Below are 13309 nucleotides of genomic sequence, written 5' to 3'. Positions count from 1 at the left end.
GCGGCGGCCCGCGCGGGGTGCTGGCGGCGATGCTGCGGCGGCAGGCGCGGCAGGCCGGCTGGCGCGCCGCGCTGGTGGCGGAGGGCGGGCCGGAGGCGCCCGCGGCGCTGCATCTGGCGCCTTCTCCCGTGCCAAGTGAGTGAGCGGGGCACACAAGGCACCCACTTTTACCCTTTCTTCGCGGTCCTCCCGTCAGTTTGCGGCAAAGCCAGCCGCCGGGGACCGCGATGGACGACCTTCTTGCAGACTTTCTGACCGAAACCAACGAAGGCCTCGCGTCGCTCGACGTGGCGCTGCTGAAGCTGGAGAAGGCACCGGACGACAAGCCGACGCTGTCGGAAATCTTCCGGAACGTCCACACCATCAAGGGCACCTGCGGCTTCCTCGGCCTGTCCCGCCTGGAGAAGGTGGCGCACGCGGCCGAGAACGTGCTGGGCAAGTATCGCGACGGCTCGCTGAAGGTGACGCCCGAGGGCATCACCCTGATCCTCTCGGCGATCGACTGCCTGAAGCACATCGTGGCGGGCCTGGAGGCCTCGGGCAGCGAGCCGCAGGGCGATGACACGAAGCTGATCGCGGCGCTGGACGCGGCCTGGCGGGGTGAGATGCCGGTGGCGCCGCCCTCGGCCAGCTCGGCCGCGGCGGAAGTGGCGCCCGAGCCCGCCCCGGTGGCCGAGGCCGAGGCCCCGCCCGCCGCCGCGGAGCCGGTGGCCGAGGCCGCGCCCGCCCCGGCCCCCGCGCCGGCGGCCCCCGCGCCCGCGCCCACCCCCTCCCGCGCCGCCGAGCATGACCATGAGGCGCCGGCCGGTGGCGGCGGCGGTGGCGGCCCGATCACGGCGGCGCAGACCATCCGCGTCTCGGTCGACGTGCTCGAGGACCTGATGACGCTGGTCAGCGAGCTGGTGCTGACCCGCAACCAGCTGCTCCAGCTGGTGCGCGCGCGCAGCGACGCGGCGCTGACCGTGCCGCTGCAGCGCCTCTCCCACATCACCTCCGAGCTGCAGGAAGGGGTGATGAAGACCCGCATGCAGCCGATCGGCAATGCCTGGCAGAAGCTGCCGCGTATCGTGCGCGACCTCGCGAACGAACTGGGCAAGAAGATCGAGCTGGTGATGAAGGGCGCCGAGACCGAGCTGGACCGGCAGGTGCTCGAGCTCATCAAGGACCCGCTGACGCATATGGTGCGCAACAGCGGTGACCACGGCCTCGAGAATCCCGAGCAGCGCCGCGCCGCCGGCAAGCCCGAGGTCGGGCGCATCCTGCTGAACGCCTATCACGAGGGCGGCCACATCATCATCGAGATCGGCGATGACGGGCGCGGCCTCTCGGTCGAGAAGATCAAGTCCAAGGTGCTGAGCCAGGGGCTGGCCACCGAGTCCGAGATCGCCTCGATGAGCGAGCGCGAGATCCAGCACTTCATCTTCCGCGCCGGCTTCTCGACGGCGGCGGCCATCACCTCGGTCTCCGGCCGCGGCGTCGGCATGGACGTGGTGAAGACCAATGTGGAGAAGATCGGCGGCACGATCGAGCTGCGCTCGGTCGAGGGCAAGGGCACGACCTTCTACATCAAGATCCCGCTGACGCTGGCCATTGTCTCGGCGCTGATCGTCGAGGCGGGCGGCGAGCGCTTCGCCATCCCGCAGATCGGCGTGGTGGAGCTGGTGCGCGCCGGCGGCAGCACCGAGGGCGCGCAGATCGAGCGCATCCATGCCACGCCGGTGATGCGCCTGCGCGACCGCCTGCTGCCGCTGGTCTCGCTGTCGCAGCTGCTGCAGCTGGAAAACCGGATGAACGAGGCGGAGCGCGACCAGGGCTTCGTCGTCGTCACCCAGGTGGGCGCCAATGTCTTCGGCATCATCGTGGACAAGGTGTTCGACACCGAGGAAATCGTGGTGAAGCCGGTGGCGCCGATCCTGCGCCATGTGACGATGTTCAGCGGCAACACCATCCTGGGCGATGGCAGCGTCATCATGATCCTCGACCCCAACGGCATCGCCCGCGCCACCGGCGTCGGCGCCGATGGCCCGAGCGAGGACGCCTCGCGTGGCCCCGAGGGGCTGCGCGGCCAGCGCTCCTCCGAGCGCACGGCGCTGCTGCTCTTCCGCGCTGGCGACGACACGCCGAAGGCGGTGCCGCTCGGCCTCGTCGCGCGGCTTGAGGATCTGCCGGCGGAGAGCATCGAGCATTCCGGCGGCAAGACGCTGGTGCAGTATCGCGGCAAGCTGATGCCGCTGGTGCCGATGTCGCCCAGCTGGATGCCGCCCGAGCCGGGCAAGCGCCAGGCGGTGCTCGTCTTCAACGACCGCGACCGCAGCATGGGCCTGATGGTCGATGCCATCCTCGACGTGATCGAGGAGCATCTGATGGTCGAGGGCACCAGCGAGCTTGCTGGCTATCTCGGCAGCGCGGTGATCGGCGGCAAGGTCACGGATGTGATGGATTGCGCCTGGTGGCTGCGCCAGGCCGGCGATGACTGGTTCCGCCCGCCCAGCCTGACCAAGGCGACGAAGCGCGTGCTGCTCGTCGAGGACAGCGCCTTCTTCCGCCACCTGCTGGTGCCGGGGCTGACGGCGGTGGGCTACGAGGTGGTGGCGGTGGATACCGGCATGCAGGCGCTGCAGCTGCGCGAGCAGGGCGCGATGTTCGATATCATCGTCTCCGACATCGAAATGCCGGAGCTGGACGGCATGGGACTGGCCCGCGCGGTGCGCGCGGAAGGACCATGGCGCGACCTGAAGATGATCGCGCTCAGCGGACGTGTGGATCCGGAGCAGGTGCGCCAGGCGCGCGAGGCCGGCTTCATCGACTACATCGGCAAATCCGACCGCGACGCGCTGCTGGCGTCGCTGCAGGAACACATGCCGTTGCCGGCAATGGCCTGAGGGGAGAAGGCGATGCAGACGCAAATGCGCTCAGGAAACGGCGCTGCGGCACGCGCGGCCGTGAATGTGGTGAATGACAGTGCCGCGGAAATGTTCCTGACGCTGACGGTGGCCGGGCAGCTTTGCGGCGTGCCGGTGCTGGCGGTGCGGGACATCCTGGCCTCGCAGGCGATCACGCGGGTGCCGCTGGCGCCGCGCGAGGTGGCCGGCAGCCTCAACCTGCGTGGCCGCATCGTGACGGCCATCGACCTGCGGCGGCGTCTCGGCCTGCCCGAGCGCAGCGCCAATGCCTCGCCGCCGATGAGCGTTGTCGTCGAGCAGAGCGGCGAACTTTACAGCTTGTTGTCGGATTCCGTGGGAGAGGTTGTTCCGCTGCGGGCGGATGGCTTCGCCGGCAATCCGCCGACGCTGGATCCCGTGTGGCGCGATGTCTCGCGCGGAGTGCATCGCCAGGATGATCGTCTGCTGATCGTGCTGGATGTGGATCGCATTCTGGCGATCGGATGAAGGAGAGGGTGTGATGGACGGTGCGCTGACCTGCCTTGTGGTCGATGACAGCCGCGTGGTGCGCAAGGCCGCGCGTCGCATCCTGGAGCGGCACGGCTTTGTCGTGACCGAGGCCGAGGATGGCCAGCAGGCTCTGTATGCCTGCCGCGCTTCGCTGCCGAAGCTCGTGGTGCTGGACTGGAACATGCCCGTCATGGACGGGCTGGAATTCCTGAAGGCCGCGCGGGCTGAATTCGGCCCTGATGAGCCGGTGATCATGCTCTGCACGACGGAGAGCGAGTTCGACCGCATCGTGATGGCGCTGGGCGCGGGTGCCCAGGAATACATCATGAAGCCGTTCGACGACGCGATCATGACGGGCAAGCTGGTGCAGCTGGGCTTCGTGGCGGAAGAAGCCGAGCCGTGACCTTCCCGCTGCCCGGCAGGGCGGCGCAGGTGGAACGGCCCGTGCGGGTGATGCTGTGTGATGACAGCGCCACCGTCCGCTCTGCCTTTGCCCGCATCCTGGAAGCAGACCCTGCGGTGAAGGTGGTGGCGCGCGTCGCTGATGGCCAGAAGGCCCTCGATGCGCTGCAGGCCATGCCGCGCGAAGGCCGACCGCAAGTGGTTCTGCTGGATCTGGAGATGCCGGTGATGGATGGCATGACGGCCTTGCCCTTGTTGTTGAAGGCCCAGCCATCCCTGGCCGTGATTGTGGCCAGCGCGCTGACCCAGCGCGGGGCAGAGGTCACCATGGCGGCCATGCGGGCCGGCGCGGCGGATTACGTTCCCAAACCCAGCGCCGCCGCAGGGGGGATGAATGATCCCGCCTTCCGGGCGGACCTGCTGGCCAAGGTGAAAGGCTGGGCACGCATGCGCGCCCCCCCGTCCCACCCGCCGCCGCTACCGGTGGTGGCTAGGTCCCCGCTGCGGATGAGCAGCTTGCCCGGTGCCGGCGGGGATGGCCCAGCCGCCGCCATGGCCGCGCACCGCATGGCCCATGGGCTGCAGCGCAAGCCGCGGATCCTGGCCATCGGCTCCTCCACCGGTGGGCCGCAGGCCCTGGCCGGCTTCGTCCGGCGGCTGACCACGCCGCTGCCGGTGCCGATCGTGGTGGTGCAGCACATGCCCGCGGGCTTCACGGCCATGCTGGCGGACCATCTCTCACGCCTCGGCGGGCCCCAGGCGGCCGAGGCGAAGGAAGGGGAAATGCTGCAGGCGGGCCGCATCTATGTCGCGCCGGGGGACCGCCATTTGCTGGTGGACTCGGCGCAGGGCGGGCTGGTGGCCAGGTTGACCACCGATCCGCCCGAGAATTTCTGCCGCCCGGCGGTGGACCCGATGCTGCGCAGCGTCGTCTCAGCCTGCGAAGGCCGCGTGCTGGCGGTGATCCTGACCGGCATGGGGCAGGACGGGATGCTGGGCTGCAAGGCCGTCGCGGCGGCGGGCGGAATGGTGCTGGCGCAGGATGAGGCGTCCAGCGTCGTCTGGGGCATGCCCGGGGCGGTGGCCAAGGCTGGCCTGGCCCAGGCCCTGCTGCCGCCAGAGCAACTGGCTGAAAAAGTATTGGCGCAATTCGGAACGGCGGGTCTGTCCTCCGCCGGGGGGATCGCATGAACCCGGATAGCTTTGCCTCGATTGCCGCGCTGGTGAAGGCGCGTTCCGGCATCGTGCTGACGCCGGATAAGGAATACATGCTGGATACGCGCCTTGCGCCGATCCTGAAGCAGGAAGGCATTGCCAGCCTCGATGCTCTGGCGATCCGGCTCAAGGATGCGCGGGCGGAGACGCTGGCGCGCGCGGTGACGGAGGCGCTCACCACCAATGAGAGCAGCTTCTTCCGCGACGGCAAGCCCTTCGACCATCTGAAGCGGCTGATTCCAAAGCTCCAGGCGGCGCGTCCGCCAGGCCACAAGTTCCGCATCTGGTCCGCCGCCTGCTCGACCGGGCAGGAAGCCTATTCGGTGGCGATGGTGCTGCGCGAGCTGAACATCCGCGATGCCGAGATCTATGGCAGCGACCTCTCGCGCGAGGTGGTGGAGCGCGCCCGGGAGGGCACCTTCACCCAGTTCGAGGTGCAGCGCGGCCTGCCGGTGCAGATGCTGGTGAAGTATTTCAAGCAGGAAAGCGGCAAGTGGCGCGTTTCGCCCGAGCTGCGCGGCATGGCGAAGTTCGAGGAGCGCAACCTGCTGGGCGACCACCGCCCGCTGGGCCGCTTCGACGTCATCTTCTGCCGCAACGTGCTGATCTATTTCGACCCGCCGACCAAGGGGAAGGTGCTGAACGCGCTGGCCGCGCAGCTCGCGCCCGATGGCGTGCTCTATCTCGGCGGCGCGGAGACGGTGCTGGGCCTGACGGAGCGCCTGGTGCCGGTGAATGGCGAGCGTGGCGTCTATGCCCTCGCGGATGGGAAGGCGATCGCCGTCTGAACGTTCTTTTTTGAAAAAAAGAACCAAAAAACCTTTTTCAGTTTGCGTCCCGCCGGGGGACTGAGGCGGGACGCCAAACTGGAAAAGTCTTTTTGCTTCTTTTTCTTCAGAAAAAGAAGGCTTTGAGGAAACGACGATCCGGGGCGCCGGCCTCACGGCCAGCGCCCCGGTCCAGACAGGATGTGGCGAAGTTCAGGCCACGGGTTGCGGCTGCGGCGGCAGCACGGCGGCAGGCGGCATGTCCGGCATCGGGAAGCGGGCGGAGAGGCCGCTCGGGTCGCGCAGGACGTAGCCACGGCCCCAGACGGTGCCGATCAGGTCGCCCGCACCGGCCTGCGCCAGCTTCTTGCGCAGCTTGCAGATGAAGACGTCGATGATCTTCGCCTCGGGTTCATCGATGCCGCCATAGAGGTGGTTCAGGAAGACTTCCTTGGTGAGCACCAGACCCTTGCGCAGGACCAGCAACTCCAGGATGGCGTATTCCTTGCCCGTCAGGTGGACTTCCTTGTCGTTCACGCGGACATCGCGCGAACCCAGGTTCAGCGTCAGCGGGCCGACCGACAGGGTCGGCTGGCTGAAGCCCTTGGCGCGGCGGATGATGGCCTGGATGCGGGCCATCAGCTCCTGCTGGTCGAAGGGCTTGGTGATGAAGTCATCAGCACCCATGCCGAAGGCCCGGACCTTCGCCTGCGGCCGCGACAGGCCGGAGAGGATCAGCACCGGCGTTTCCACCCGGTTGCCGCGCAGGCGGCGGACGACCTCATACCCCTCCATATCGGGCAGCATGATGTCGAGGATGATGATGTCGTAGTCATAGAGCCCGGCCAGTTCCAGGGCTTCCTCGCCCGTCCCTGCCGTATCGGCGATCATGGCCGAGGCCTTGAGCATCATGGCGACGCCGCGGGCGGTGGTCAGATCGTCTTCAACCAGAAGTACACGCATCTCTCGGTCCCCCACAATCTATGCGCGCATTCTTACCACCTTTGCGGGTGTTGCGAAGCGGTTTTTCACCTTTGAGACGTATTAAGAATAGAGACATGGTTTAAAAAAACGATAAAGACGGTGCCGAAATCGCCAAATGATCCACGGCTTTGGCGGTTAATCGTTAAAATTCAAGGACAAAGCTTTCCGGAAGCTTTGCAACCCCAGGGCGAGTTCACCCGAAAGAGTGTCTCATCCCCCGGGCAAAAGTCGGGGAATGAGGCATTTCGGGATACGCATTTTTCACCGGACCTGGCAGGAGCGCCGGCCAGGCCCCTCTGCCGTCAGGGCCGTGCCGCTGAGTCCCATGCGCCGTGGCCGGCGCTGTGGCGGGAGGGGGAGGGGCTGGCACAAAAACGCCCCGTGGCGCGGGACGCCACGGGGCGGTGCGGAGGCGGCTGCGTGGGAAAAACGCCCGCCGGCGCCCGGCGCGGTGCCGTTCAGCCGGCGTGGCGCGGCGGGCTGGCGTCTCCTCAGGCGGCGCGCACGGCGGAGACGAAGCCCTCGACCTCTTCCGTCAGCTCGGCGGAGCGGTGGGAGAAGCCGCTGGCGGCGGCCAGGACCTGGGCTGCGGCCATGCCGGTTTCCGCCGCGCCCTCGCTGACCGAGGCGATGCTGTGCGTCACCGCGCCGGTGGCCTCGGCGGTGCGCTGCACGCTGCGGGCGATCTCGGCGGTGGCGGCGCTCTGTTCCTCGACCGCGGCGGCGATGCTGCCGCTGATGCTGTTCACGTCGTCGATGGCGCTGGCGATGCCCTGGATGGCCGCCACGGCCTGCTGCGTCGTGCCCTGGATCTGGGTGATCTGGGCGGCGATTTCCTCGGTGGCGCGGCTGGTCTGGGCGGCGAGGTTCTTCACCTCCGAGGCGACGACGGCGAAGCCCTTGCCGGCCTCGCCGGCGCGGGCGGCCTCGATCGTGGCATTCAGCGCCAGGAGGTTGGTCTGCCCGGCGATGGAGGTGATCAGCCCCACCACCTCGCCGATCTTGCTGGCGCCCTCGGAGAGGGCGCGGACGGTGCCATCCGTCTGGCGGGCGCGCTGGACGGCCTTGCCCGCCACGTCCGAGGCCTGGGCCACCTGGCGGCTGATCTCGTTGATGGAGGCGGTGAGTTCCTCGGCGGCGGTGGCGACGGTCTGAACGTTCAGCCCGGCCTGGTGGGCCGAGTCGCGCACGGTGCTGGCCTGGGTGGTGGTGCGCTCGGCGGTGTCGGCCATGCCGCGGGCGGTGCCTTCCAGCTCGGCGGAGGCGGCGCGCAGGGTGCCGGCCAGGGCGCCGGCGCGCTGTTCGAAGCCGCGCACCAGGGCTTCCAGCCGGGCGGCGCGCTGCTCGCGGCTGGCGCGGGCGGCCTGCTGCTCGGTGGCGAGGCGTTCGGCGGTGGCCATGCTGTCGCGGAAGACGTGCAGGGCGGCGGCCATGGCGCCGATCTCATCGCCGCGCCCGGCGCCGGGGATGGCCACGGCGTGTTCCCCGGCGGCGAGGCGGCGCATGGCCTCGCTCATCGCCAGCAGGGGGCGGGAGACGGAGGAGGCCAGGGCCAGCCCGAGCACGAGGCTGAGCAGGGCGGTGGCGGCCAGGGCGAGGCCGATGCCCTGGATGGCGGTGCGGCCGGCGGTGATGCCATGGTCGCGCGCGGCCTCGCTGCCCTCGCGCAGCGTGGCGCGGAGCTGGCGGATGGCGCCGCGCACCGCGTTCAGCTTCACCAGCGCATCCCCCTCGAAGAGCAGGGTCTCGGTGCGGGCCATGTCGCCGGCCTGGACGGCGGCGCGGGCCTGCTCCGCATTCTGCCGGTAGGCCGCCCAGTGGCGCAGCACCTCGGCCAGCTGCGCCGCCTCGTCCGCCGGCAGGCTGCGCGCCTGATAGCGCGTGAGCACGGCCTGGATGGCGGTGAAGCTGCGCTCCACATCGGCGTTGACGCGGGTGAAGGCGTCGCCCTTGCGGATCATGGTCTGGGACTGGCGGGCGCGCAGCTGCTCGAACTCGGTGGCGAGCTCCCCGACAAGGTCGATGCTGGGCAGCCAGCCCTCGGCCATTTCGACGGCTGGCCGGTTCACCGCCTGGAGCTGCTGGATGGCGAAGCCGCCCAGGCCCAGCGTGCCGAGCAGGATGAGCGCCAGGATGGCGAGCATGCGGGCACGGATGCTCAGGCGGTGGAGGAGGGGGGGCATGGCGAGGCTCCAGGTTCCTGCCTGCCACAAACCCCCATCACGTTAGCCAAATGTTGATCGTTGCACCTGAAACGCGCAGCGCCTGACGCTCCTGCGCGCCCTGCCCGAAAAAAAGTTTTTTGGTTCTTTTTTCCAAAAAAGAACGCTCTTCCCCGCTTCCTTACCCGGCGGCGATCTCCACCACCGCGAGCAGCCCGAGCGTGGCGGCGAGGGCCTCGACGCGGCGCTGCACCGAGTCGCCGGCGAAGACGCCGCCCCCCTCGACAAGGCGCAGCACCAGCCGGCCGCTTTCCACGGCGAGGGTCGTGCTGGCGAGCAGATCCGGCGTGCCCCCTGAGAGAGTATAGGCCAGCCGCAGGGCCGCCCCGAGGGCCTCGGCCCGGCGCAGGGCCATGCTGTCGAGCAGCACGCGGGCGCTGGCGAGCCAGGGCGCGTCCAGTTCCGGCTCGTAGCGCAGGGCGACGGCGAGGGCGAGGAAGGCGCGCTCATGGTGGTCCAGCCCGATGCCCGGCTGGCGCAGCACGCGGAGGAAGCTCTGCTCGGCGCGGTAATCCGGGTGGTCGTGGCTGCCGATATCCGAGAGCCAGCAGGCGGCCTGGCGCAGGGCGCCCTGGGCCGGGCTTTCCTGGCTGAAGAGCGGCGCCGTCCAGGTGGAGAGGGCGGCGGGCAGGGCGGTATCGCGCCCGTAGCGCGCGGCCATGTCGCGCCCGGCGGCCAGCAGCGGGTCTTCCCGCCGCACTTCGGGCGGGAGCTGGCGGGCATACCAGCCCTCGCGCAGCCCGTTGGCGCTGAAGACGACGCGGCGTGCCCCGCTGGCGCGCAGCAGGCGGCGCAGCACGGCGGCGGCGAAGGGGAGATCCTGCAGGCGCTTGCTGGGGGCGCCGGGCAGGCGCTCCAGGGTGCGGCGGGTGGCGGCCATGACGACGCCGCAGAGGTCACGCGCCTCGTCGCGCCGCAGCACGTAGTGGTGGACGATGGAGAGCGGGTAGGCTGTCTGCGCGATATGGATCTTGGCCAGGGCGCGCCAGGCGCCGCCGACGAGGTAGAGGTCGCGTTCCTTGCCGTGGGCCAGCCAGGGCAGGCGGGCCATCTCTGTCTCGGCGATGCCGCGGGCGCGGCCGATATCGCCGCCGGAGCGGTCGGCCAGCCGGATGGCGCCGAGGGGGAGGGAGGCGCTGGCGCCGGCGCGGCCCTGGCTCAGCTCGACGAGTTCGAGGGAGCCGCCGCCGAGGTCGCCCAGGATGCCATCCGCCTGGGGGAAGCCGAGGAGCACGCCATCGGCGGAGTAGGCGGCTTCTTCCTCGCCATCGAGGATGCGGATGGGCACGCCGGGCATGCGCTCGGCGAGGGCGGCGGCGAAGGCGGGGCCGTTCTCGGCGTCGCGCACGGCGGCGGTGGCGAGGACTTCCAGCGGTGCCGCGCCCATGGCGCGGGCCACGGCGTGGTAGCGCTCCAGCACGAGCAGGGCCTGGGGGACGGCGTCCTCATTGAGGCGGCCGGTGGTCTGCAGGCCGCGGCCGAGGCCGAGCACGGCTTTTTCGTTGAAGATGGCCAGCGGGTTGCGGCCGCGCCCTTCGAACACCACCAGGCGCACCGAGTTCGAGCCCAGATCGACGATGCCCGAGCGCGGGGGGTGCGCCTGGTCAAGGCCGGACAGGCTGCTGGTCTGGTCCAAGGGGGTCGTCCTTACAGTGCTGCCCCCTTCTAACAGGGGGAGGGCGGCTGGTGGAGACGGGGCCGGCTCGTTGTCTGCGGCTTGGGGGGGGCAGGGGGGCGGCAGGTCGCGCAGGCAGGCCCGGCCGGGGAAGAGGTGCGGATCCAGGGAGAGCTTCATGCCCTCCGAGGATCGCTCTCAAAATCCTCCGCAATGCTTAACGCGGCGTGAGCCTCAATCCCACCCGTCTCAATCCTGGGTCACGCGGTCCTGTCGTCGGCGGCTGGCCACCCGGGCCGGGGCGCGCTGCAGGGCGCTGCCGCGGCCGGAGAGCGAAGGGTTGGTCATGAAATACTCATGGGCGGAGATGGGTTGCGCGCCGGGGTGCAGGCGGCGCCAGCCGCCATCGGCGTGGAGCTGCCAGGACTGGGCGGTGTCCTTCAGGTTCACCGCCATGATCTGGTCGAGGATCTGGGCATGGACGGTGGGGTTCTCCACCGGGACCATGGTTTCCACGCGCCAGTCCATGTTGCGCGCCATCCAGTCGGCCGAGGCGATGAAGACGCGGGCGCGGCGCGAGGGCAGGCGGTGCCCGTTGCCGAAGACATAGATGCGCGAATGCTCGAGGAAGCGGCCGACGATGGACTTCACCCGGATATTCTCGGACAGGCCCGGCACGCCGGGGCGCAGGCAGCAGATGCCGCGCACCACGCAGTTCACCTTCACCCCCGCCTGGCTGGCGCGGTAGAGGGCGTCGATCAGCTTCTCATCGACGAGGCTATTCATCTTCAGCCAGATGCCGGCGGGCTTGCCCTCGCGGGCGAAGCCGATTTCCTGCTCGATCAGGCCGAGGATGGCGGGGCGGATGGTGAGCGGGGCGAAGGCCAGCCGCTCCATCGTCTCCGGCCGGGCATAGCCGGTCATGTAGTTGAACAGCTTCTGCGCGTCGCGCGTCAGGGCCGGGTCGGCGGTGAAGAAGCTGAGGTCGGTGTAGATGCGGGCGGTGATCGGGTGGTAGTTGCCCGTGCCGAAATGGGCGTAGCTGCGCAGCGTGCCGCCCTCCCGCCGCACCACGAGGCTGACCTTGGCGTGGGTCTTGAGGTCGACGAAGCCATAGACGACCTGCACCCCCGCCGCCTCCAGCTCGCGCGCGAGGGCGATGTTGCGCTCCTCGTCGAAGCGGGCCTTCAGCTCCACCATGGCGGTGACGGATTTGCCGAGCTCGGAGGCCTCGATCAGCGCGCGGGCGATCGGGCTGTCGCGGCTGGTGCGGTAGAGGGTCTGCTTGATGGCGACCACATTGGGGTCGCGCGCCGCCTGCCGCAGGAACTGCACCACCACGTCGAAGGACTCATAGGGGTGGTGGACGACGATGTCCTTGGCGCGGATGGCGGCGAAGCAGTCGCCGCCGAAATCGAGGATGCGTTCCGGGAAGCGCGGCGTGTAGGGGGTGAAGAGCAGGTCCGGCCGGTCATCCACCAGGAGCTGCTTGAGGTCGGCCATGCCGAGGAAGCCATCCACCACGAAGATCTCGGCGCGCGGGGCATCGAGCTCCTCGACCACGAAATCGACGAGGTCGGCGGCCATGCGGGCATCGACGGTGAGCTGGATGGCGCGGCCGCGGCGGCGGCGCTTCAGCGCGCTCTCATAGGAGCGGACGAGGTCTTCCGCCTCCTCCTCGAACTCCACATCGGTGTCGCGGATCAGGCGGAACAGCCCCTGCTCGGCATTGATGTAGCCGGGGAAGAGGCGGGGCAGGCAGAGGCTGATCAGGTCCTCCAGCAGGACGAAGCGGATCGGGCCGGTGCCGGGGGTGATCTGCGGCGCGTCCTCGGCCTGGGGCAGGCGGATGAAGCGCTCGATCTGGCTGGGCAGCGGCAGCAGGGCGCGCATGGTGCCGCCATCCTCCTCCCGCACCAGCTTCAGCACCATGCAGAGGGCGAGGTTGCTGATGAAGGGGAAGGGGTGTGCCGGGTCCACCGCCAGCGGCGTCAGCACGGGGAAGATGCGTTCGAGGAAGTAGCTTTCCAGCCAGGCGCGGTCCGCCTCCGAGAGGGCCTCGATGGCGCAGACGCTGATGCCCGCCTCGGCCAGCTGGCGGCGCAGGCGGCGCCAGGAATCCTGCTGCTCCTCGATCAGCGCGGCGGCGCGGGCGTGGATGGCGGAAAGCTGCTGCCCCGGCGTCAGCCCGTCCGGCGAGGAGGGGGCGATGCCCGCGCGCTCCTGCCCGACCAGCCCGGCGACGCGCACGGAATAGAACTCATCGAGGTTGGAGGCGGAGATGGCGACGAAGCGCAGCCGCTCCAGCAGCGGGTGGTGGAGGTTGGCGGCCTCCTCCAGCACGCGGGCGTTGAAGTCGAGCCAGGAGAGTTCCCGGTTGATGAAGCGCTCCGGCGCATCCGGCCCGATGGCAGGATGCGCCGCCGGGCCGTGGGCCGCTGAGCCTTGGGCCGCCGGGCCTTGGGCCGCCTGGGGGGCGTGGGTGTCCATCGTCAGCCCCGCGGTGGGGGCTTCGGCGGCGGCTTCGGCGGGGGCGTCGGTGGCATCCATGCCACCACCCTACAGCAAGGGTGGTGTCGAAAGGGAGGCAGTTCCAAGAGGTTCCATGGAAACGTCATCAACCGGCTCGAAACCCGGCCAGTCCGCCAGGGCGGCGCGGGCGAGGGCGCGGGTGACGGCGCCGCCGGCGGCCAGGGCGGCGCGGTCCAGCCG

The 13309-nt window shown here is 69.7% G+C and carries 9 protein-coding genes; 5 read left to right on the top strand and 4 right to left on the bottom strand.

The genetic code is table 11. From position 1 onward, the window contains the following. Nucleotides 1–227: 227 nt before the first annotated feature. From NON00_RS21795 to NON00_RS21775, 5 genes are read left to right on the top strand one after another with little or no spacing between them, the layout of a single operon-like run. The gene (locus NON00_RS21795) at nt 228–2882 is read left to right on the top strand and encodes a chemotaxis protein CheW (protein WP_256024862.1); all 2655 of its coding nucleotides are present in this window, start codon (nt 228–230) and stop codon (nt 2880–2882) included. Nucleotides 2883–2894: 12 nt separating this feature from the next. Continuing rightward, nucleotides 2895–3389 (top strand): chemotaxis protein CheW, encoded by a 495-nt coding sequence (locus tag NON00_RS21790; RefSeq protein WP_370688757.1) that lies wholly within the window; start codon nt 2895–2897, stop codon nt 3387–3389. Between the two features lie 13 nt (nt 3390–3402). After that, nucleotides 3403–3795 (top strand): response regulator, encoded by a 393-nt coding sequence (locus NON00_RS21785; RefSeq protein ID WP_256024860.1) that lies wholly within the window; start codon nt 3403–3405, stop codon nt 3793–3795. Further along, nucleotides 3792–4985 carry a chemotaxis response regulator protein-glutamate methylesterase gene (locus NON00_RS21780; protein WP_256024859.1) on the top strand — a complete coding sequence of 398 codons (1194 nt, stop codon included), beginning with the start codon at nt 3792–3794 and terminating at the stop codon, nt 4983–4985. The genes NON00_RS21785 and NON00_RS21780 overlap by 4 nt, the downstream gene beginning before the upstream one ends. Next, a complete protein-coding gene (locus tag NON00_RS21775) occupies nt 4982–5797 on the top strand; it encodes a protein-glutamate O-methyltransferase CheR (protein ID WP_256024858.1) in 816 nt (271 codons plus the stop codon). Before NON00_RS21780 ends, NON00_RS21775 begins: the two co-directional genes overlap by 4 nt. Before the next feature lie 192 nt (nt 5798–5989). Here NON00_RS21775 and ctrA read toward each other — a convergent pair whose 3' ends face one another. The 4 genes from ctrA to NON00_RS21755 form a co-directional block, all read right to left on the bottom strand. Beyond that, nucleotides 5990–6739 carry a response regulator transcription factor CtrA gene (ctrA, locus tag NON00_RS21770; RefSeq protein ID WP_256024857.1) on the bottom strand — a complete coding sequence of 250 codons (750 nt, stop codon included), beginning with the start codon at nt 6737–6739 and terminating at the stop codon, nt 5990–5992. A gap of 512 nt (nt 6740–7251) precedes the next feature. Continuing rightward, the gene (locus tag NON00_RS21765) at nt 7252–8943 is read right to left on the bottom strand and encodes a methyl-accepting chemotaxis protein (RefSeq protein WP_256024856.1); all 1692 of its coding nucleotides are present in this window, start codon (nt 8941–8943) and stop codon (nt 7252–7254) included. Nucleotides 8944–9103: 160 nt separating this feature from the next. Next, complete coding sequence (locus NON00_RS21760) at nt 9104–10618, bottom strand: Ppx/GppA family phosphatase (protein WP_256024855.1); 1515 nt, start codon at nt 10616–10618, stop codon at nt 9104–9106. A gap of 228 nt (nt 10619–10846) precedes the next feature. Then, nucleotides 10847–13147 (bottom strand): RNA degradosome polyphosphate kinase, encoded by a 2301-nt coding sequence (locus NON00_RS21755; RefSeq protein WP_256024854.1) that lies wholly within the window; start codon nt 13145–13147, stop codon nt 10847–10849. Nucleotides 13148–13309 lie beyond the last annotated feature (162 nt).

It is taken from the genome of Roseomonas sp. GC11, assembly GCF_024437745.1.
In the GTDB taxonomy this organism is placed as follows: domain Bacteria; phylum Pseudomonadota; class Alphaproteobacteria; order Acetobacterales; family Acetobacteraceae; genus Pseudoroseomonas.
This window is presented reverse-complemented; position numbering and strand designations above follow the sequence as displayed.

What these genes read in the sequence shown, in the direction of transcription:
- NON00_RS21765 (WP_256024856.1), bottom strand. Translation starts at nt 8,943, where the DNA reads ATGCCCCCCCTCCTCCACCGCCTGAGCATCCGTGCCCGCATGCTCGCC.
- ctrA (WP_256024857.1), bottom strand. Translation starts at nt 6,739, where the DNA reads ATGCGTGTACTTCTGGTTGAAGACGATCTGACCACCGCCCGCGGCGTC.
- NON00_RS21795 (WP_256024862.1), top strand. Translation starts at nt 228, where the DNA reads ATGGACGACCTTCTTGCAGACTTTCTGACCGAAACCAACGAAGGCCTC.
- NON00_RS21790 (WP_370688757.1), top strand. Translation starts at nt 2,895, where the DNA reads ATGCAGACGCAAATGCGCTCAGGAAACGGCGCTGCGGCACGCGCGGCC.
- NON00_RS21775 (WP_256024858.1), top strand. Translation starts at nt 4,982, where the DNA reads ATGAACCCGGATAGCTTTGCCTCGATTGCCGCGCTGGTGAAGGCGCGT.
- NON00_RS21755 (WP_256024854.1), bottom strand. Translation starts at nt 13,147, where the DNA reads ATGGATGCCACCGACGCCCCCGCCGAAGCCGCCGCCGAAGCCCCCACC.
- NON00_RS21785 (WP_256024860.1), top strand. Translation starts at nt 3,403, where the DNA reads ATGGACGGTGCGCTGACCTGCCTTGTGGTCGATGACAGCCGCGTGGTG.